Below are 21134 nucleotides of genomic sequence, written 5' to 3' on the forward strand. Positions count from 1 at the left end.
GTCCATGCGGCACAAGACAATTCGGGAGGCTTGATGAAGGCGGAACGCGTCACAGTGGAAGAACCATCGCGGGGGACCGGCGGTTCGGTTCGAAACATGTTGGACAACAAGTCGATTCGTCGCACGAGCACCGTTACGGTGGGGCTGCTCAGTACTATCTGGTTGATCGACATGGTGGATCGCGTCATGATCGGGCTTGCGCTTCCGATGATCGGCGACGAATTCTCGCTCAGCAGTACGCAGTTGGGTGGTGTGGTTTCGGTCTTCGCGATCTTCTACATGCTCGGGCAGGTTCCCGGCGGAATGTTGGCCGACCGCTTCGGACCCAGGCCACTGTTGATCGTTGCTTTGATCCTGTGGTCGGTGTTCACCGCGTTGACAGGGTTCGCGTGGGGTCTCATCTCGCTGATGGTCATGCGTGCGATGTTCGGTATCAGCCAGGGGCTCTTTCCGGCGGCGTCGTTCAAGGCTTTGGCTGAGCGGACGCGTCCGAAAACCAGAGCGACCGCGATGGGTTTCATGCTCGGCGCCAACAACCTCGGCCCCGGCGTCGCACCGCTGATCATCGCGCCGGTCCTCATGGCCGTGGGGTGGCGTGACGCGTTCTGGCTGGTGGCCATCGTCGGCGCTGTGATCGGCACGGTGGTGTGGTTGGTGCTGCCGGCACCGTTGGACACGGAAATCTCGGAAGATCCGGAGGCTGCGCTGCAACCTCTGGCGAGCGAGCACTCTCGCGCCGCGGTGTTCAAGTCCGCGTCGGTGTGGAAGTTCGCAATTCTGTTCTGCCTGGCCAACATGTCCGCGTACGGTCTGATGACCTGGGTGCCGAGTTATCTGCTCAACGACAAGGGACTCTCGCTGATCGACACGGGAATCTTTGCCGCGATCCCTTTCATCGTCACGGCGCTGGCCACGATCGTGGGCGGGCGGTTGGTGGACAAGTACTTCCACGACCGGGCTCGGATTCTTCTGGTTCCGTGTATGGCCACGTCGGCAGTCCTGTTGTTCCTGATGACCACCGCTGACACCGTCGCGATGTTCACGTTCTACGAGACGTTGGCTCTAGGCATCAGCGGTCTGTGTTCGATGTCGATCTTCGCGATGCCGTTGCGGGCACTTCCTTCCGAATTCCTCGGTTCCGGAATGGGTTTGATCAACGGTTGTGGTCAGTTCGCCGGTTTCATCACCCCGCTCGTGATGGGATGGATGGTGGACCAGTTCTCGTACATGGCTGCATTCGGAGTCCTGGTCGGAGCGACGAGCGCTGCCGCATTGGTGGCCATGATCGTTCCGCAGACCCCGGCGAAATTCTGAGAAGGAGACTGAAGATGTCGGCAACGGACGGCACACGAAAGATCGAAGACGACGTCGTCACCGATTTTTCCGAGAAGATGAGTTACGGGGCCTACCTCGGACTCGATACCCTCCTGGATTCGCAGCATCCGGTGAGTGAGCCGGAACACCACGACGAACTCTTGTTCATCATTCAGCACCAGACCAGCGAGTTGTGGCTCAAGCTGTTTCTCCACGAGATACGGGCGGCCAGAGCAGCGATCGCTGCCGACGACATTCGGGTCGCATTCAAGCGGATCGCACGCGTCAAACACATCCAAGCCACTCTGACCGAACAGTGGTCCGTGTTGGCGACACTGACGCCGGCGGAGTATGCGGAGTTCAGGGGCGTTCTCGGCAACTCGTCGGGGTTCCAGTCGTACCAGTACCGCGCCGTGGAATTCGTGCTCGGGAACAAGAACGCCGGCATGCTGAAGGTGTTCGAATCGGATCCGTCCGCCCATCGATTGTTGGAGACCCTGCTCGGAGAGCCGACGCTGTACGACGAGTTCTGGCGGTACCTGTCCCGGCAGGGTTACGACGTTCCGGCGTCGGCTCTCGAACGAGACGTCAGCGCGCCCTACGTGCGCAACGACGAGCTGATTCCGCTGGTCAAGGCAATCTACGAGAACGTCGAACAGCACTGGACGGCGTACGAGGCATTCGAGGAGTTGGTCGACCTCGAGGAGAGCTTTCAGCTGTGGCGGTTCCGGCATCTTCGGACCGTGCTGCGGGTGATCGGCATGAAGAAGGGGACCGGCGGTTCGAGTGGTGGTGCCGGGTTCCTGCAACGTGCGCTGGAGTTGAGCTTCTTCCCTGAGCTGTTTGCCGCCCGAACCGAGATCGGTACCTGACACACCTGCTTGATGACACACAGTTGCTTGTCACACCCAGCTGTTCGTGACACACGACGAATCCGAGCCCGAAGGACAGGAGTCTTGGACAAGATCCGACAGGGTCGCTTCGACCAAGCTTGACTGCGAAGTTGCAAGTCGGTGACAGGAGAGCGTCGGAGTGGACAAGAAATCAATGGTGGCGGACCTGGCGGCGCTGGTAACCGCCGAGTCGCCCAGTTCCGACCTCGGCGCAGTCGATGCATGTGCGGACGTGGTGGCCGACATCGGCGAACGCCATCTCGGAAGCGCCCCCGAACGTATCCGTATCGACGGACGCCAGCACTTGCGTTGGTCGTTCGGCGCGGAGCCGAAGGTGATGCTCCTGGGCCATTTCGACACCGTCTGGCCGCTCGGAACGCTCGCGGAGTTGCCCTGGTCGGTCACCGACAACATCGCCACCGGACCCGGAGTCTTCGACATGAAGGCCGGCATCGTCCAGCTCTTCCATGCGCTCGCATCGCTTCCGTCGCTCGACGGGGTGGTCGTGCTCCTCAATTCCGACGAGGAAATCGGCTCCCCGACCTCACGCGCACTGATCGAGGAGCAAGCCCGTCAGGTCGACGCTGTGCTGGTCCTCGAGGCCGCCGCCGACGGCGCGGTGAAGACCGCGCGCAAGGGTATGTCGCTGTACTGCGTCGACATCGAGGGACGCGCTGCACACGCCGGACTGGAACCGGAGCGAGGTGTGAACGCTGTAGTTGAGCTCGCACATCAGATTCAGGCCGTGGTGGAGCTCGCGGACCCGGCGGCGGGAACGTCGGTGGTGCCGTCCGTGATCAGTGGCGGAACCACGACCAATACCGTTGCAGCGCAAGCGCAACTGTGGTGTGACGTTCGCATGTGGTCCGCGAAGGAACAGGAACGCATCGACCGTTCGATCCGTGCACTGACACCGGCGTTGGCCGAAAGTCGAATTTCGGTGTCCGGAGGCCCCAACCGTGGACCACTGGAATCAGTGTCTTCGGAGAAGCTGTACTTTCTCGCTCACCAGGTCAGCAGTGAGAGCGGCTTGGGGATGCTTCGCGACTGCGCCGTCGGCGGTGCGTCGGACGGAAATTTCACTGCGGCAGTCGGAACTCCCACATTGGACGGCCTCGGTGCCGTCGGCGGTGGTGCCCACGCAGCGACAGAACACGTAGAGATAGATCAGATGATCCCGCGCGCCACCTTGTTGGCCGGTCTGGTGACTCGAATCCTGGAGGGAGGACTGTGACGATGACGTCGCCGAACAATGTCCAACGCAAGACCGTTCAACCATTCGGAGGTGTATCGCCTTCACGGATGCGGCAAGCAATCAGCCAGGCCGAGCAAGCCGCTCTGCTTGCATGTGTGACTATCGAAACCGTCACCGGGCATGCCGAGTTGGAACAGGTATTCGGTCTGTTCGAGAAGGTATGGCAACCGGAGAGCGGCAACCCTCCCGTCCATCGGGACATGATGAAAGCGCTCGCGCACTCCGGTAACTACGTCGCCGGCGCTTTTCGTGGCGGAGATCTGATCGGCGGCTCGGTTGCATTCTTCGAGGAACCGCAACATCGTTCGTTGCATTCACACATCACGGGGATCCTGCCGAACGTGCAGAACGGGCACATCGGCCTCGCGTTGAAACTGTTCCAGCGAGCGTGGGCACTGGAACGAGGAATTCTCCACGTGCGGTGGACTTTCGACCCGCTCGTCGCTCGCAATGCCTACTTCAACGTCTCGAAACTCGGTGCGTTCCCGATCCAGTATCTGCCGCGTTTCTACGCGCCGATGAACGACAGTCTCAACGGCGGCGCAGACAGCGACCGATTGCTGATCGACTGGGAAATCGGTAGCAGCAAGGTTTCCGACGTCGTCGCCGGTTCGGGAGAGGTCCCGACTCCCGAGTCGTTGGGAGCGAGCGAACTGTTGTCGATCTCCGAAGCCGGCCTGCCCGTGTTGAAGTCGACCAAGAATCGATTCGTCACGGTGGCTACACCGAATGACGTGTACACACTGCGTAAGTCGGACCCGGCGGCAGCGAACGACTGGCGCCTGGCAGTCCGCGAGACTCTCGGGGGTGTGCTCGCCGAGAACGGAGTGGTTCTCGCAGTCACCAGGACCGGAAAATATGTACTGGACCGTGCGCCGGGAACACAGGCAGGCAGGACAACAGCGGAGGTTACATCGTGAAGATCGACGGAGTTGAATTACGCCGGGCAGCAATGCCGTTGAAGGCGCCGTTCCGAACCTCGTTCGGCACGGAGACCACCAAGGACGTGTTGTTCGTCAAGGTCGTCACCTCGGAGTCGGCGGGCTGGGGCGAGTGCGTTGCGATGTCCGAGCCTCGCTACTGCTCCGAATACACGGACGGCGCCGCCGAAGTCCTTCGTAAGTTCCTGATTCCGTCTCTGGGTGAACTCACCGATCCCGATGTGCACGCACTGAGCGCGACGATGGAACAGTTCGCCGGACACCCCATGGCCAAAGCGGCACTGGAAACCGCATTTCTCGACGCCGAGTTACGGGCTGCCGGGACGAGCATGTCTTCGTACCTGGGTGCAGTAGTCGATCGCGTACCCGCGGGTGTTTCGGTGGGTATCAAGAATTCGATCGACGAACTGCTCGAAGAGGTAGGCGGGTTCCTCGAGGCCGGATACCTGCGCATCAAACTGAAGATCGAACCGGGCTGGGACATCGAGCCGGTTCGCGCAGTCCGCGAGAGGTTCGGCGACGACGTACTCCTCCAGGTCGACGCGAACACCGCGTACACCCTGGCTGACGCGCGCCATCTCCAGCGGCTCGACGACTTCGACCTCCTGCTGATCGAGCAGCCGCTTCCCGAAGAGGAACTGCGTGGCCACGCCAGGCTGGCCGAGATGATGCGGACGCCGGTCTGCCTCGACGAGTCGATCACCTCCGCGAAGGTCACCGCCGACGCTCTGGCAATCGGTGCGTGCAGCGTGGTGAACATCAAACCGGGACGTGTGGGCGGTTATCTGGAATCGCGTCGTATCCACGACGTCTGCAAGGCCAACGGAATTGCCGTGTGGTGCGGCGGAATGCTCGAGACCGGAATCGGCAGGGCTGCCAACGTCGCCCTTGCCGCGCTCCCCGGATTTGTCCTACCAGGCGATACGTCGGCTTCCGACCGGTACTTCGCCGAAGACATCACCGAGCCGTTCGTACTCGACAACGGTTACGTGAAGGTTCCGGAAGGGCCGGGCATCGGCGTCGAACCGATCCCTGACCTGCTCGAAGCAATCACCACGTCGGTCGAATGGATCGGCATGGATCGGCTTTGACGAATCACTATGACACACTTCGTTCACAGGACGAAGGAGTGATAGACGTGGGCACCGTACGACCTCGCATCAGTTTGGTGCGGCTTCTCGAAGACGTGGGAACTACGGTGCTGAACCCGGTTGTCGGCGACCCGGAGGCGGTCCAGGAGATCGCCTCGGTGGTCATTCACGACCCCGACGACGACTCACCCTCGACACCGGACTCCATGGTGCTGCTCGTCGGCATCACCGGAGGCGAACGTATCGCGGAGTCCGTGGCCGGCCTGGCCGAGCGCGGAGTACGCGTGGTGGTCGCGCGAGTGACCACCGAGGTCAGCGATGCCGACCGTGAATCCATCATCTCCTCCGGCGTTGTCGTATTGACCTTGGCGCGTGGAGTTTCGTGGGTTCAGCTCACAAGCCTGCTTCATTCGGTGCTCTCGGCACGGAACGAAGTCGGGCACATCCACTCGCGCGGAGGTGGACCGGCCGGCGATCTGTTCGCTTTCGCCAACGCCGTCAGCGCACTTCTGGATGCGCCGATCACGATCGAGGACCGAAGCTCACGGGTCATCGCCTTCTCCGGACGTCAGGAAGAAGGTGACGGCCCACGTATCGCGACCGTGCTGGAGCGCCAAGTTCCTGACCAGTACATTCGCGTGCTCGAAGAAGCGGGAGTCTTCGACCGGCTCTATCGCAGCGATGATCCGGTGTGGGTTTCGGCCGAGACCCTCGGTACAAAAATGGGTCGTATCGCCGTGTCCATCAGAGCCGGCGACGAGTTCCTCGGCTCCATGTGGGTGGCAACCGGTGAGCCGATGTCCGAGGACCGGATGCGTGCACTGCGCGATTCGGCCGGGTTGATTGCACTGCAGATGTTGCGGTTGCGCGGCGGCGCCGACGCCGAGCGTCGACTGCGCGCAGACCTGATCGCAACCCTTCTCGACGGTGGATCCGGTGCGGTCGACGCGATGAATCGCCTCGGCCTCGGGACCGGTCCCGCACTCGTGATGGCATTGGGCCGCAGGTCTTTCGAAGGATCGTCGAAGCCGGACGACGCAGCCCATGTGGTGCGGCTGACCGACGCTCTGGCCATGCACCTGGGCGCGGTCCATTCGCAGTCGGCTGCGGCTCTGGTCAACGGAACCGGCTACGCGGTGCTGTCGGTGCGAGGGCATTCCCCGGCAGAAGCCGAGCTACAGGCGTTCCGTGTGGCCTCGGACTTCCTGGACCGAACCGGAGCGTCCGGCGACACGATCATCGGGATCGGCCGGGTCGTGACCAGACCGGCGCAGCTGAGCCGATCGAAGCGCGACGCCGAACATGCCCTCGAAGTGTTGTTGGCGGGACGAGCGTCGGGCAGCGTCGCCACCTTCAGCAGCGTCCACGTCGATGCCATCCTGTTGGAGATCGCGTCGGAAGCTGCAGCCGAAGGGTTCTCGGACCTCGGCCCCATCGAGGCGATCGCCAGCCACGACGCAGCTCATGCGACCTCGTTCGTCGACACCCTCGATGCGTGGCTCAACGCCTTCGGTGACGTCGGTGACGCCGCGGCGTCATTGCACGTACACCCCAACACCTTTCGGTATCGTCTCAGCAAGTTGAAGGGTATGGCCGCGTTGGACCTGGACGATCCCAACGTCCGCTTCCGGTTGATGGTGCATCTTCGTCTGCGCGGTCCACGCTAGCTCGAAATCCGAAAAATGCGGGTCGCACTGATTTCTCAGCGCGACCCGCATTCTTTGTCAGTGGGTTCAGATCAGCTGTTGTTGCGAAGTGCTTCGACAGCGATGCGGCCGACGGTTCCGATGGAGGCGTCGATCTTCGGGGCGCGGTGGGTGAGCTCGTGGGACTTGGTGAAGACACCGACGGCGTAACGCTTGCCGTCCGGGTACGCCACGACGCCGGCTTCGTTTCGTACCAATCCCAGCGTTCCGGTCTTGGCGGCGACAGTGACCTCGTCGGGGAAACCGGACGAAAGGCGATGCGGCCAGACCTGCTTGCTCATGATGGTTCGGACTTCTTCACAGGCCGATGCGGGGCCGGCTTCGTCCCTCCAGATTGCAGCCAGCAACATTGTGATCTCACGAGGAGTGCTGGAGTTGGAGCGGGCCGGATCCATGACGGAAATTGTCCGAAGAATTTCGATGGGCGGCATTTCCAGCAAGGTGCCCTTGTCGACACCGAGGTCGTCGTAGACCGATTTGAACAGACCACGGCAGTCACGGACCAAGTTGGTCTTCTCCAAACCGAGCCCGCGCAGCGTTGCGACGATGTTGTCGAGTCCGAGGCGTTCGTACAAGAAATCCGTGGCGGCGTTGTCGCTGAAGCTCATCATGAGCAGAGCGAGATCTCGCCAGCTTGCGGTGACGTCGTCGGCGCAGCCGCCGATACCGATGCCGCCGGAGCGGAACTCGGCGGTCACCGTGGCGTGCTCGGTCGGATCAAGGGTGCCGGCCGCTACTTCACGGGCGTACTGCAGTACAACAGGAATCTTGAAAACGGAGGCGAGGATGACACCTTCGTCAGCGCCGTAGCCGAACTCTTCGCCGGAATCGATGTCGCGTGCGTGGACGAACGCATCGGTCTTCGCTTCGGCGAGAACAGCAGCGATCTCCTGCTGTGCGCTCTCAACGTACGTGGCGGTTTCGGTCATTCGAGAAGCCCTTTCGTCGGTATCCGTATATCTGGGTTATTCGTGGATCTGACGATAGTGAGTCGACGACGGGGGGTCTTGTACGAATCGACGAAGGTTGGCGCACGGTTCGGTGCTGATACGCCGAATCAACCGATTGTCAGGGTGTTCCGGGGGCAGGGGTGTTCCGGGGGTCAGGACGCATAAGTTTCGAGGCGACGTCCGACCAGTTCGGCGACGTCGGTCCGACGCTTGTCCGAGACCACGCCTGCCAACAGGATGGTGAACAATTCGTCGATACGGTCGTTCAAATCGCTTCGTCTGGTGAGCACGTTCGAAACCAGTTGAACGCCGGTGAATGCCGAGATCGCCACGCGACCCACCGATTCCGGCTCCACGTCGTCGCGGATGTCGCCTTCGAGCTTCGCGGCCTCGGCCAGTTTTCGAAGCTCGCGGATCCACACGACGTACGGGCCTTGCGAACCGTCGGCAGAGGCCAATTCGAGGGTAAGTCGGACTCCCGCACGAACAATCGGGTCCGCGACGAGTTGGCGACCCATCTCGTGGCACACCATGACGAGCTGCTCCAGTGCCGGTGCGCCCGTGGCTGCAACTGCGGTGAAGGCAGTGATCGACATCTGGTGCTGTTCTTCGATGACCGCCTGAGCCAATTCGTCTTTGGACGAGAAGTGGAAATAGACCGCGCCCTTGGTCATCTGCGCCGCGGACACGATGTCATTCATGCTCGTGCTGCCGTACCCCGTGACTTCGAACCGATCAGCAGCGCCTTGAAGAATCTGTCGGCGACTGATCTTGGCACGTTCCTGCATTGCTCCCTTGTCCTCCGACTGTTAACACGTGAACCAGTTTTAGGGCCCTAGGTCCCGGACCAGCGCCCCACGGTAGCAGCGAATCTCGTGCTCGCGCGACAGCGCGAAACGGACTGTTCGGTGTGCAATCGCAGGTCACGGTCGGTAGGAGCGACAAATGCGACCGCCGCAACCTCCGTTGGAGGCTGCGGCGGGGAGTCCAGTTATCGGCCAGCGAAATTCGGTCGAAGGTACGCGATCAACGAGTCGAGACAGTTGCCTCGAAGCCGAGGTCGCGTAGCGCCGACTTGAGTTTGGTCTGCGCCTCGTCGAGAGATTCGGGTGACGGCGAAGTATCGGCACCACTGATGTCGAAGTTCCCCATGTCGTATGCGGGGAAGACGTGAACGTGAAGATGCGGAACTTCCAGACCTGCGATGAGGAGACCCGCCCGAGGCGCGTCGAACGCCTTCCGCACAGCCTGACCCAGGGTGCGGGCAACCGCGGTGACCTTGGCAAAGAGTTCAGGATCCACGTCCTGCCACTGATCGACCTCGGCTCGCGGTACCACGAGTACGTGGCCCTGCGTTACCGGCGCGATGGTCAGGAACGCGACAACGTCGTCGTCCTCCCACACGAAACGTCCTGGTAGATCTCCGTTGATGATGGCGCTGAAGACTGAAGGCATACCCCGAGATTAGCCCGCGTCCGGTTGCCAGGAAACTCCCAGGCTGGACGCAGGTTCGTCGGAGCCGGCCCGACAAATCTAGGACGCATGACGACAGAAGCCATGCAGACCGCGGGCAGCACGGACGCAGGGGAGCTTTCCGCGACGACTGTAGTGCTGGACGTGGTCGTCCCGGTATACAACGAAGAGGCCGGCCTGGAGACGTGCGTGCGGCGCCTGCGCCGGCATTTACGCACACAGGTGCCATTCTCTGCACGAATTACCATCGCGGACAACGCCAGTGTCGACGGCACGTTGGCACTCGCACGTTCCCTCGCCGAAGAATTCGACGACGTCCGGGTCGTCCACCTGGATGCGAAGGGCCGTGGTCGAGCACTGCGGCAGGTGTGGAGCGACTCCGATGCCGACGTGGTCGCGTACATGGACGTCGACCTCTCCACCGATCTCAATGCCCTGATGCCGTTGATTGCTCCGCTGCTCTCCGGCCACTCGGACATCGCCATCGGTTCCCGGTTGGCACGTTCGTCGCGCGTGGTACGCGGCCCCAAGCGTGAGTTCATCTCACGTAGCTACAACCTCATCCTCCGAAGCGCACTGCATGCTCGCTTCTCCGACGCTCAGTGCGGATTCAAAGCCATGCGAGTCGATGTTGCGCGGCAACTACTTCCGCTGGTGGAGGACACCGGGTGGTTCTTCGATACCGAATTGCTCGTGCTGGCCGAGCGAGCGGGCATGCGGATTCACGAGGTCCCTGTCGACTGGGTGGACGATCCGGACAGTCGGGTGGACATCATTGCCACCGCAGTTGCCGACCTCAAAGGTGTGGTCCGCGTCGGGCGAGCACTGTCGACCGGTTCCCTTCCCTTGGCCGAGCTCAGGGCGAGTTTCGGACGTGAACCACTGGTTCCCGGAGTCCCTCGAGGAATGGTCGGGCAGCTCTCGCGCTTTGCCGTGGTGGGAGTCATTTCGACACTCGCATACGCACTGCTCTACCTCGCACTGCACTCGGTAATGGGGGCGCAGTGGGCCAACGCCGTCGCATTGCTGGTGACCGCGGTATTCAACACCGCCGCCAATCGAGCCTTCACCTTCGGGATCCGCGGGTCGGAAGGATCCGCCCGTCACCAGATGCAGGGCCTGCTCGTGTTCGGGTTCGGTCTACTGCTCACCAGCGGATCGTTGTTCGTTCTCGACGTCATGGCGCCCGACGCGTCCAAGCACGTGGAGCTTGCCGTACTCGTCATTGCCAATCTTGTTGCCACAGTGAGCCGATTCATCGCGCTGCGCTGGGTGTTTCGCACTGCACAATCCGTAGGAGCCAATCGATGACCGCCACTGCAGAGACACTCGCCGCGCCGCTGCCTGCGCCGGAACCGCAGCGTCAGGTGCGCTGGGAACCGTGGGCGCTCGGAGTGTTGTTGGTGGGTACCGGAGTCGCCTACATCTGGGGCCTGGGCGCGTCCGGATGGGCCAACTCGTTCTATGCTGCTGCGGTCCAGGCAGGTTCGGTGTCGTGGAAGGCCTTCTTCTTCGGTTCCTCGGATGCTGCCAACTCGATCACCGTCGACAAGCCGCCGATGTCCCTATGGTTGATGTCGCTGTCGGTTCGTATCTTCGGACTCAATTCCTGGGCGATGTTGGTGCCGCAGGCACTCCTCGGGGTCGGATCGGTTGCGCTGTTGTGGGGAACGGTTCGACGGTATTTCGGTGCGGCCGCCGGCCTCCTCGCCGGCTTGGTACTTGCGCTCACACCCGTAGCGGCGCTGATGTTCCGGTTCAACAACCCGGATGCCCTGCTGGTGCTCCTGATGATCGCAGCAGTGTGGGCGATGATGCGCGCCGTGCAGGACGGTCGCACCCGCTGGCTGGTGTTGGTCGGTATCTTCTGCGGATTCGGTTTCCTGACAAAGCAATTGCAGGTCATGTTGGTAGTTCCACCGCTGGCGCTCACCTATCTGATCGCCGGACCGCCGAAACTGGGTAAGCGCGTACTCCAACTGTTCGCGGCACTGGGCGGACTGATCGTCTCCGCCGGATGGTGGTTGGCAATCGTCGAACTGTGGCCAGCCGACTCGCGTCCGTGGATCGGTGGTTCGCAGAACAATTCGATTCTCGAACTGACGCTCGGCTACAACGGGCTCGGACGCTTGAGCGGCAACGAGACCGGAAGCGTCGGCGGCGGCGGAATGCGCGGTGCTGGTGATGCTGCGGCCGGTGCTGCTGCGGGAGGCTTCCCCGGAATGGGCGAGGCCGCAGGCGGTATGGCAGCGGGAGGCATGGCACCAGGTGGTGGCGCCGGTGGCGGTATGTGGGGGAGTACCGGCATTACCCGACTGTTCGAATCTGCCCAGGGCGGACAGATTGCCTGGTTGATTCCTGCTGCACTGATACTTCTGGTGGCCGGAATCGTGCTGCGAGGCAGGGCTCCCCGCGCTGACACACAGCGCGCGTCATTCATCGTCTGGGGACTGTGGCTGTTGGTGACCGGACTGACCTTCAGTTTCATGGCGGGAATCTTCCACGCTTACTACACCGTTGCGCTGGCGCCGGCGATCGCCGCACTGATCGGTTCAGGATCCGTATTCGCTTGGCGTCATCGTGACGTCCTCTGGGTTCGCCTCGTTCTGGCAGTGTCGTTGGCGGCAACCGTCGCGATGGCGTGGGTACTGCTCGGACGCTCGCCTTCGTTCGTACCGTGGCTTCGCTGGGCGATTCTGGTCGTCGGCATCGTCACTGCCGTGGCAGTGCTGATTCCGGCAGTGACGCGAGGTCGATTGGCTGTGGCAGTGATCCTCGCGGCGATCTTCACCGGTCTGGCGGGTCCGACTGCGTACGCGATCGACACGATCAACACTTCGCATACCGGTTCCATAGTTTCGGCCGGACCGAGCGTCGAAGGTGGAATGGGCGGGCCCGGCGGTGGTCGCGGAGGATTCGGAGGATTCGGCGGCATGGCTGACGGCGGTAACCGTCGGACTGACGGGGCTGGGACCGGAACGCCGGGAACGCCCCCTGCCGGAATGGGTCAGATACCCGGTGGTGCAACAGCTCCGGGTACCACCACATCGACCACCGACGGAACGCGGGGCGCAATGGGCGGCGGCGCAGCCGGTGGTTTGCTTCAGGGCAGCACACCGGGAGCCGCGGTCGTGTCCACCCTCGAAGAGAACTCCGACCAGTTCACGTGGGTAGCCGCGGCAATCGGGTCCAACAGCGCATCGGGTTATCAGCTTGCGACACAGTCACCGGTCATGGCTATCGGAGGGTTCAACGGGAGTGATCCGTCCCCGACACTCGCGCAGTTCCAGCAGTACGTGTCAGAGGGCAAGATTCACTTCTTCATCGCCGGCGGTGGGATGGGTGGCGGTATGAACGCCGAAGGCACCGCTACCGCCATCTCGACGTGGGTGACCGAAAACTTCACCGCCGTAACGGTGGACGGAGTAACCCTCTACGACTTGACGGTTGGGGGCTGACCAACATGAACGCACGCCAGGTCCGCATCGGAGGTGCTCCCCCCGATGCGGACCTGGCGTGAAGTTGTATGCCTGAGGTTCGTCCTCAGGTTTTGAATGTGGTGTTCGCGGGCCGCGGGTGCTGCTGCGGGTCGATCGAGGGTGGTGGGATGAACCAGGGTTTGTTGTCGACGCCGATGCGGATCACCCATTTTCCGACGAACCCGGATTTCCGGTGCATCAGCCGGTGATGTGAACGGCACAGCAGGACAAGGTTGTTCATCACGGTCGGGCCGCCGTTGGCCCAGTGCCGGATATGGTGCGCATCCGTCCACGCGGGCACGCATGTGCAGCCGGGGAAGGCGCAGCCTTTGTCTCTCGCGATCAACGCCACTCGCTGTTCGGCGGTGACCAACCTCTTTCCGGGTCTCGCATCGAGCGGTGCGCCGTGGTCGTCGAGCAGTACGGTGGACAGGAAGCAGTCGCAGCCGAGGAGTCTGGTCTGCGAGACGGACAGTGGCCCCAGCCAGGGCATGTGCCCGACATCGAGATCCGACACAGCCACAGCCACTCCACCACCAGGAGCAGCGGATGTTGCGGCGCAGTCCCGGTGCTCAGCCAAATCACGCGCGTTGATGTGCACGTTCACGTGCGGACGCTGGCCACCATCGACACCGGTTTTGGCGCAGTCGAGGTAACGGCGGATCAGTTCGGTGAACCCGTCCGCGGTCCGCTTCGCTGCCGACCGAGAATCCGGGGTTCCATCGGGTGCCGGGGTGGGCATCGTCAGATTCGACAGGGCGGAGAGCAGCATTTCGCCGGTGAGGGCGTCGAAATCGCCGCGCACCACCACCCGACCGTTCAGTGTCGATGCGATCCGCAACTCGTTGCGGTCGATATCTTCGGCAGGCGGAATCTCATCGGACTCGAACACTCGCTCCAAGGTCGCGATAACACTCCGCACCTTCGTGGTCGTCGCCTCCACGCCCGACGCAGCAGCGAGCAACAGGTCGATGCACTTCGGTAACGCTTCGTCCGGCATGCCCTTCGGTGGTGATTCGCAGAACGCCACGATCAACACGGCGTGCTCGAAGGAGCAGTCCCCGACATCGAACCGGGCCGCCACCGCGGGAAACGGCCGCAGCGCCGCACCCGGGGCGGCGATCTTCTTCCCGTCCCGGATTTGCAGCATCGTGTTTGCCGCCAACCAGCAACCCACCCCGCGGCTGGCAATCACCTGATCATCCGGGCGCATCGAGAGTTCGTCGACCACCGCCACACGAACGGCCTCGAGACGAAGAATCTCCGCACTCGCCTCGATAGCGGCAGCACGCAACTCAGAAGCAGACAGCTGCCACAGGCGTCCGCGCAACCCCACCGCAGAACCCGAAACCACGTCCGACAGATAGACACTCATTGAATCCCCCGATCCCCTCCCCACATCATACTCGAACATCCGTTCGAGTCAAGGGTGGATTTTCGCAGGGGCTAAGCGCTAATACTGTCGAGGTCGTGGACCATGTCGCAGCAGGCGCCGAGCAATTCGCGATCATGGCTGATGAGTAATACGCCGACGCCGGTTTCGGTGGCGCGACTCTCGATCAACCGAATGAGCGCGGCCGTCGTGGCGGCGTCGAGCATCGCCGTCGCCTCGTCACAGATGAGGTATTTCGGTTGTTGCGCCAGCGATCTCGCTAGACAGGCGCGCTGCAGTTGGCCGTCGCTCACCTGGTGGGGTCTACGGGACAAGAGATCGGGAGTGAGGCCCACTTCTGCTGCCAGTGCGACCACATCGATTGTCCTACCGGCAATATCGCCGGGTTGACCGATGATCGAGGCGAGCGTCTGCCGAGGGTCGGTTGATGCGCGAGGTGACTGAAACAGCATGGCCACCGTCCCGCGCAGTGCCGCGGGTACCGAGAATTTGGTACCCACGACGGGTGATCCGTCGATTCGCACCTCTCCTGACCACGGTGCATCCAACGAGGCGAGAATCCTTGCAAGTGTTGTTTTTCCGGTGCCCGAAGGCCCGGTCAGGCCGATCAGCCTTCCCGGCGGAATTTCGAGCGAGACGTTCTCGAGAACTGGCCGGTTGCGATGGTAACCGCTGGTGATTCCCAGAGCTTGCAGACTCATGTCAGCCCACCTTCCGCAGCGTTCGGTACGTGCGGTCACCCAGTGTGACCAGTTCGGTCGGGCCACCGGATTGTTTCGACTCCGGGCGTCGTAGGTGATAGACGCAGTCGTCGGGGAGATCGGTGAGTTGCGGTGGTGATCCGGGCATAGGAGTCAAGCCTCGGGATGGCAAGGCGCCGAGCAGGTCTCGGGTGTAGTCGTGAAGCGGATCTTGGAACACCAGAGCCGCCGGACCGGTTTCCATGATGCGTGATGCGTACATGACGGCAAGTCGATCCGCGACATCGCTGCGGGTGAGTGATGCAAGGTCATGGGTGATGAGCAGGACAGCCGCCCCGGAGTCAGCGCACTCTCGAAGTAATCCCATGACGTGGTCGGTGAGTTCGCGGTCGAGGTTGGCGGTGGGTTCGTCTGCGACGATCACCGATGGATTCCCGGCCAGCGCACCGGCAATGGCAACGCGTTGCGCCATGCCGCCCGACAGTTCGTGCGGGTAACAGTCCAGGGCCGACGGTTCGAGTCCGACGCGAAGTGCCAAGGCGTCGCAAGTGTGGTCGCTGCCGAGTGCGTCGATCGTCTCCTGTAGCTGCGATCGCGCAGTCCGGACGGGGGTGAGATGTGTTGCGGCGGATTGTGGAACGAGAGCCACGTGCCGCCCACGGAACGCGGTGCCGGAGAAGACGTCGATCTCGAGGTCCGCTGTACCGACGGTGACCGTTCCGGTTCGAGAAGCATTCGGCGGCAACATGTTCATGACCGAGGTGGCGATGATCGACTTGCCACACCCGGATTCGCCGACAAGCGCGGTCACCGTGCCGGCTGGAACGTCGAGGTCGATGTCGCTCGCAGCGTGGACTACGGATCCTCCGGGCAAAGGGATCCTGACGGTGAGGGATTTGATGCGTAGGCCGCGTTTCACAGTCGTAGCTCCGAAGGTCGAGGGGGCGTGAGCATCGACCGCAGGGCCGAACCGGCAACTGCAACAGCGACGGTGGCGATCACGAGGACTGCGGCGGGGAATGCAAGCGTCCACCAACCGCCGAGGAGTAGAGAACTGCGTGCCTCTTCAAGGAGCGTCCCGAGACTGGGTTTGTGCGGGGGAAGACCGAAACCCAGGAAGGACAATGTTGATTCGTGCCAGACGGCATGGGGCAGCAGGAGAACGACTGCGATCAAGGCCTGTGGCGCGGTCGCCGGCACGAGGTGGCGCATGATCACGTGACGTCGACTTGCTCCCGCGAGAATGGCGGCGTCGATGTAGGGACGCTCGCGCAGACTCAAGATCTCTGAGCGGATGATCCGGGCCACTTGGGTCCAGTGGGTCAGTGCGATCGAAAGCACGATGGCGGCAATGCTTCCACGGAACATCGCGACGATGACGATGCCGAGCAACAGGTGGGGGAGTGCGTTGACGGCATCGGTGCCGCGCATGACGAACCTGTCCACCCAGCCGCCGACCAGTCCGGCCGTAGTGCCGACGGCGACGCCGATCACCGTGGCGAGCAGCGCGCAGGCGAGTGCGATCAGAAGTGAGGTTCTGATGCCTGCAGCTATGCGCACGAATAGATCTCGGCCCGCCGAGTCGGTTCCGAACGGGTGATCGAACGACGGAGCCAGGCGAGCCGCCGAGAAGTCTGTGACTCGGTCGTCGACGTCGGCCAACCATGGGACCAACGCCGCGTACAGCGCAACGAGGATCAGCACGCCGAGGGCGATCTTGAAGCGTCGTTCAGCCATCGGTACCTACTCTCGGGTCGAGCACTGCAACCAGCACGTCGGCAAGCAGTGAGCCGAGCATGACCGTCAATGTCGTACCGACGGTGAGGAACGCGAGCAGTGCCATGTCTAGGTCTCGCGCAGACGACACGATGGCGCCGGCGATCCCCGGCCAACTGAACACCTCTTCCACCAGCACTGCCCCGACTATCAGCTCGGGCAACCGCACGCCGACGATGTTGACGAAAGGTGCCAGTGATGTGGGCAGTATGTGGCGCTTCGTGATGGTCGGCGTCGGGATACCGCGTGCTACCGCGCCGGCGACAAATCCCTCACTTTTCGAACCCACGACGGACTCTCGGACGGCAAGTAGGAGCCACGGCATTTGCGAAATGGCGAGCACCGTCACCGGTAGGACCAAGTGCCGGATCACCTGTCCCGGTGTGGGATCGGCGCCCCCGTCGGTCAGTCCGGCGACCGGGAGCCAGCCGAGAGTCAACGCGAAGAGCGCGATGGCACCCAGCGACAAGACAAACGGCGGAAGTCCTTGGACCACGACGCTCAGCCCGGACACGGTCTTGTCCAGGAATCCTCCACTGCGGATTCCGGCGAGAACACCGAGTGTCAGCGAGGCGAGAATCGCGATGAGGAGTGAGATCCCGACCAGCAGCAAGGTCCATGGCAGACGTTCGAAGATGACTTGGGAAACAGGCTGATTGAACGATCTGGAGATCCCGAGATCGCCGGTGAACACACCCTGGAGCCAATTCCAGTACGTGCTGTACCAGGGGTTGTCGAAACCCATCTGATCGGCGATCAACGCTTTGTCTGCGTCGCTTGTCGTCATGTATCGCGTGCCGAGGTAGCCGACCAGTGGATCGAACGGTGAGATCGCGGCGGCGGCAAAGAGTCCCGCGGACACCACGGCGATGACCGGCACGATGAACAACACCCGCCGACCGACCATCGTGAGGATGGCCTTTCGGCGGGAGTTGTCACGGTGACCCCGTGTCGGCCCCGCGTCTGGCCGAACGTCGACCGCTGTCATTGCCCTCGGGCCCACGTCTGCAGTGACCACCATGGACCCCAGGTCACACCGTGTGAGTGTGGTTCGAGTACCGGTCCGGACATCTGCCAGTCGGAATCCTTCGACACGTACGTATGGTCGAGGAACACGAGGATGACAAACCCGGGATCTTCGACGTACGCCTGCTGTACGTCGCGATACGCGGCATCACGCGTTGCCTGATCCAGGCTGCGGCGTCCTACTTCCAAGCCTGCGTCGACTGCTGGATTGGAGTAGTCACTGGCGTTGTCGTAGATGCTGCCGACCCCGGGCGCGATGTACTTCGAGTTCAGCGCGTCGTACGCCTGTGTGTCGGGGTCGAAAGGTTCGTCGCCGCCACCGAGAAGCGTCGAATCCTGGTTGATTCGAGGGTCTATGCGGTCCCAGGAGAGTGCTTCGAGGTCCACCTCGATGCCGACAGCGAGAGCGTCGGAGGCAAATGCCTGAGCGAGATCGCGTCGAACGGTGTCGACGGAGTTGTACATGATCGTGAACTGCGCCCGCTGACCGTCTTTCGAACGGATTCCGTCGGCACCTTCGATCCAGCCCGCTTCGGTGAGTATTCGCTCGGCCTGGGTCGGGTCGTAGGCGAAGGTTGCGTTCGGGTTGTACGAATCGCCGTAGACCTCGGGGATCGGAGTGGCGGCGACGCGGCCGTGTCCGCCCAGGACGTTGTCGATCATCGACTGGCGATCGGCGGCGAGGTTGAGCGCCATCCGCACGGCTTTGTCGCCTGCCACGGGATTGTTCGTCGGGAGTGAGAGCCCGCGCCAGTCTGCTGACTGATGAGCCGTCACGGACATGTTGTCCTTGCCTGAGAACGTATTGGCAAGCAGTGGAGGGAGATTGGTTCCGTCGATCTCGCCGGACACCATACGTTGGGCGCGGGTGTTGTCGTCAGGAACGTAGAGGAGAGTCAGCTTCTTGATCTCCGGCGCACCGTCCCAGTAGTTCTCGTTCGCCTCGAAGACCGCTCGATCCGGTGAGAGGTCGACGAGTGTGTACGGACCCGTACCGACCGGTGCGGTGTTCAACGGCGATTCGGCGGCAAGCCCGGGTGTCGCGAGGGACTCCGATGGAACCATGCCGATCAGCATCTTCGTCAGCAGTGGGGCATACGAGTAGGCGAGGCGGAACTCGACTGTGCTGTCGTCGACGGCCACGACGTCGCTGATCATGTCGTACGACGACCGCGCTTCGGAGGCGGAAGCTGGATCGAGGATCGCCTTGTACGTGGCAACCACGTCGGCGGCGTCGAAGGTCGACCCGTCGGAGAAGGTGACCCCGTCGCGGAGTTTGACCGTCCAGACTGTCGCGTCGGTGTTGGCCGTGGGCATCTCCGCGGCCAGAGACGGCTCGAATCCCGGCATACCGGTGCCTCCGGTGAGCCGGACGAGACCGTCGTACATCTTGGCCTCACCGGCAGCGCCGAACCCTGCGACCGGGTTGTAGCCGCCCAGTTCGTAGCCGTCGGCCAAGACCAGGCCGTCGTTGTTGCCCGAGGAGTCGGTGCCAGTCGGGCTACTGCACGACGTGATCAGAAGTGCGCCGATTGCGGCGGTTGCGGTGAGCGTCAGAACGCCTGGTTTATGGAGTTTCACGGGTGTCCTTTCCTTGGTGGACAGGTGTCCGAAAACATCTGTTCACCTATTCAGGTATTCATATGATCTCATCTCGAAACGGATATTTCGCACAAAGGTCGAACGCTGGGACCTTGGCCCCGTCAGTGGCACTCCGAGAGCGCTGTTATCGCAGGCCGTAGTCTGTTCCCCGTGCGCGTACTAGTAATCGGCTCCGGAGCCCGTGAACATGCCCTCCTTCTCTCTCTTGCTCGCGATCCAGGTGTCACGGCCCTGATCTGCGCGCCTGGCAATGCCGGGATCGCAAAAATCGCCGAGCAGCACCCCGTCGACGTCGCTTCTGGTGACGCGGTTACCGCGCTGGCCCAGAAGGTCGAAGCCGACCTCGTCGTCATCGGACCCGAGGTTCCGCTGGTTCTCGGTGTTGCAGACGCGGTGCGCGCAGCAGGTATCGCCTGCTTCGGGCCTTCGGCCGACGCCGCCCGCATCGAGGGATCGAAGGCTTTCGCCAAGGACGTGATGGCTGTCGCCGGCGTCAAGACCGCTCACAGCGAGATCGTCGACAATCCGGCCAAGCTCGACGAAGCACTCGACCGCTTCGGTCCCAACTGGGTGGTCAAGGACGACGGGCTGGCCGCGGGCAAGGGCGTAGTCGTCACGACGGATCGTCTCGCCGCGCGCGATCATGCCGCTGAACTGCTCGAGACCGGGCACCCGGTTCTTCTCGAATCCTTCCTGGACGGTCCGGAAGTTTCGCTCTTCTGTCTCGTCGACGGTGAAACCGTGATCCCACTGCTCCCGGCTCAGGACCACAAGCGCGTCGGCGACGGAGACTCCGGACCCAACACCGGCGGCATGGGCGCGTACACACCCTTGCCGTGGCTGCCCGACGAGATGGTCACGCAGATCGTCGACGACGTCGTCAAGCCCGTCGCTGCCGAGTTGGTCGCACGCGGTAGCAGTTTCTCCGGCCTTCTCTACGCCGGTCTCGCGATCGGTGTCGACGGCCCGGCCGTCGTCGAATTCAACTGCCGATTCGGTGACCCCGAAACTCAGGCCGTGCTTGCTCTCCTCGAAACGCCGCTGGGCGGTCTACTCAATGCGGCATCGACCGGAACACTCGATTCGGTCGGTCCGTTGCAGTGGCGCGACGGTTCCGCTGTCACGGTCGTGATTGCTGCCGAGAACTACCCGGCGACCCCCCGCACCGGCGACGTGATCACCGGAGCCGACGCCGACGGAGTCCTGCATGCCGGTACCAAAAAGCGTGAAGACGGAGCCGTCGTCTCGGCCGGCGGGCGTGTGCTGAGTGTTGTCGGAGTGGGCAAGGATCTGACCGAAGCGCGTGACGACGCCTACGCAAAGATCGCCGACGTCAAGCTTCCCGGCGGTCATTTCCGCACGGACATCGGACTCGGCGCCGTCGAAGGGCGCATCTCTCTTCCCTGACTCGTTCTTTCGGAGGGCCGGTGAACTTTCTGTTCATCGGCCCTTTTCATGGAAAATCAACGGTTCCTCGAAGTTACCCACGAGTATGGACTTCTCGTTCGGTTTCTCCCGGTATATCTCAGCGCGG

The 21134-nt window shown here is 62.5% G+C and carries 18 protein-coding genes; 9 read left to right on the forward strand and 9 right to left on the reverse strand.

Going from position 1 to position 21134, the window contains the following annotated elements:
- The first annotated feature begins 33 nt into the window (after positions 1-33).
- The 6 genes from H7C86_RS08495 (at position 34) to H7C86_RS08520 (ending at position 7161) form a co-directional block, all read left to right on the forward strand.
- Positions 34-1314 carry an MFS transporter gene (locus H7C86_RS08495; RefSeq protein WP_182261401.1) on the forward strand — a complete coding sequence of 427 codons (1281 nt, stop codon included), beginning with the start codon at positions 34-36 and terminating at the stop codon, positions 1312-1314.
- Between the two features lie 14 nt (positions 1315-1328).
- Positions 1329-2186 carry a tryptophan 2,3-dioxygenase gene (locus H7C86_RS08500; RefSeq protein ID WP_019747028.1) on the forward strand — a complete coding sequence of 286 codons (858 nt, stop codon included), beginning with the start codon at positions 1329-1331 and terminating at the stop codon, positions 2184-2186.
- 160 nt (positions 2187-2346) lie between these two features.
- The gene (locus H7C86_RS08505) at positions 2347-3441 is read left to right on the forward strand and encodes a M20 family metallopeptidase (protein ID WP_020968524.1); all 1095 of its coding nucleotides are present in this window, start codon (positions 2347-2349) and stop codon (positions 3439-3441) included.
- A 2-nt stretch (positions 3442-3443) separates the two neighbouring features.
- The gene (locus tag H7C86_RS08510) at positions 3444-4382 is read left to right on the forward strand and encodes a GNAT family N-acetyltransferase (protein WP_003945514.1); all 939 of its coding nucleotides are present in this window, start codon (positions 3444-3446) and stop codon (positions 4380-4382) included.
- A complete protein-coding gene (menC, locus tag H7C86_RS08515) occupies positions 4379-5494 on the forward strand; it encodes an o-succinylbenzoate synthase (RefSeq protein ID WP_020968526.1) in 1116 nt (371 codons plus the stop codon). The genes H7C86_RS08510 and menC overlap by 4 nt, the downstream gene beginning before the upstream one ends.
- A 47-nt stretch (positions 5495-5541) precedes the next feature.
- Positions 5542-7161: a CdaR family transcriptional regulator gene (locus H7C86_RS08520; RefSeq protein WP_020968527.1), complete on the forward strand. Its 1620-nt coding sequence runs from the start codon at positions 5542-5544 to the stop codon at positions 7159-7161.
- 71 nt (positions 7162-7232) lie between these two features.
- On the opposite strand, the gene H7C86_RS08525 is transcribed toward H7C86_RS08520, so the two are convergent.
- From H7C86_RS08525 to H7C86_RS08535, 3 genes are all read right to left on the reverse strand, one after another.
- The gene (locus H7C86_RS08525; RefSeq protein WP_020906342.1) at positions 7233-8129 is read right to left on the reverse strand and encodes a serine hydrolase; all 897 of its coding nucleotides are present in this window, start codon (positions 8127-8129) and stop codon (positions 7233-7235) included.
- Positions 8130-8302: 173 nt separating this feature from the next.
- Positions 8303-8938 carry a ScbR family autoregulator-binding transcription factor gene (locus tag H7C86_RS08530; RefSeq protein ID WP_019747034.1) on the reverse strand — a complete coding sequence of 212 codons (636 nt, stop codon included), beginning with the start codon at positions 8936-8938 and terminating at the stop codon, positions 8303-8305.
- Between the two features lie 238 nt (positions 8939-9176).
- Positions 9177-9605: an HIT family protein gene (locus tag H7C86_RS08535; protein ID WP_019747035.1), complete on the reverse strand. Its 429-nt coding sequence runs from the start codon at positions 9603-9605 to the stop codon at positions 9177-9179.
- 87 nt (positions 9606-9692) lie between these two features.
- Between H7C86_RS08535 and H7C86_RS08540 the strand changes: the two genes are divergently transcribed.
- Positions 9693-10934, forward strand: a complete 1242-nt coding sequence (locus tag H7C86_RS08540; protein WP_020968529.1) for a glycosyltransferase — start codon at positions 9693-9695, stop codon at positions 10932-10934.
- A complete protein-coding gene (locus tag H7C86_RS08545; RefSeq protein ID WP_182261402.1) occupies positions 10931-13081 on the forward strand; it encodes a glycosyltransferase family 39 protein in 2151 nt (716 codons plus the stop codon). The genes H7C86_RS08540 and H7C86_RS08545 overlap by 4 nt, the downstream gene beginning before the upstream one ends.
- An 85-nt stretch (positions 13082-13166) precedes the next feature.
- Here H7C86_RS08545 and H7C86_RS08550 read toward each other — a convergent pair whose 3' ends face one another.
- The 6 genes from H7C86_RS08550 to H7C86_RS08575 form a co-directional block, all read right to left on the reverse strand.
- Complete coding sequence (locus H7C86_RS08550; RefSeq protein ID WP_182261403.1) at positions 13167-14477, reverse strand: HNH endonuclease signature motif containing protein; 1311 nt, start codon at positions 14475-14477, stop codon at positions 13167-13169.
- Between the two features lie 71 nt (positions 14478-14548).
- Positions 14549-15196 (reverse strand): ABC transporter ATP-binding protein, encoded by a 648-nt coding sequence (locus H7C86_RS08555; protein ID WP_182261404.1) that lies wholly within the window; start codon positions 15194-15196, stop codon positions 14549-14551.
- Between the two features lies 1 nt (position 15197).
- Positions 15198-16115, reverse strand: a complete 918-nt coding sequence (locus tag H7C86_RS08560) for an ABC transporter ATP-binding protein (RefSeq protein WP_182261405.1) — start codon at positions 16113-16115, stop codon at positions 15198-15200.
- Positions 16112-16933 carry an ABC transporter permease gene (locus H7C86_RS08565; protein ID WP_020906350.1) on the reverse strand — a complete coding sequence of 274 codons (822 nt, stop codon included), beginning with the start codon at positions 16931-16933 and terminating at the stop codon, positions 16112-16114. Before H7C86_RS08565 ends, H7C86_RS08560 begins: the two co-directional genes overlap by 4 nt.
- Positions 16926-17960: an ABC transporter permease gene (locus tag H7C86_RS08570; protein ID WP_020968536.1), complete on the reverse strand. Its 1035-nt coding sequence runs from the start codon at positions 17958-17960 to the stop codon at positions 16926-16928. The genes H7C86_RS08565 and H7C86_RS08570 overlap by 8 nt, the downstream gene beginning before the upstream one ends.
- Positions 17957-19579, reverse strand: a complete 1623-nt coding sequence (locus H7C86_RS08575; RefSeq protein ID WP_182261406.1) for an ABC transporter substrate-binding protein — start codon at positions 19577-19579, stop codon at positions 17957-17959. The genes H7C86_RS08570 and H7C86_RS08575 overlap by 4 nt, the downstream gene beginning before the upstream one ends.
- Before the next feature lie 171 nt (positions 19580-19750).
- On the opposite strand from H7C86_RS08575, the gene purD reads away from it, so the two are divergent.
- Positions 19751-21007, forward strand: coding sequence for a phosphoribosylamine--glycine ligase (gene purD / locus H7C86_RS08580; RefSeq protein ID WP_021333105.1), 1257 nt, complete (start codon positions 19751-19753; stop codon positions 21005-21007).
- Positions 21008-21134: the final 127 nt, after the last annotated feature.

Source organism: Rhodococcus sp. UFZ-B548, from assembly GCF_903819475.1.
Taxonomy (GTDB): domain Bacteria; phylum Actinomycetota; class Actinomycetes; order Mycobacteriales; family Mycobacteriaceae; genus Rhodococcus_F; species Rhodococcus_F erythropolis.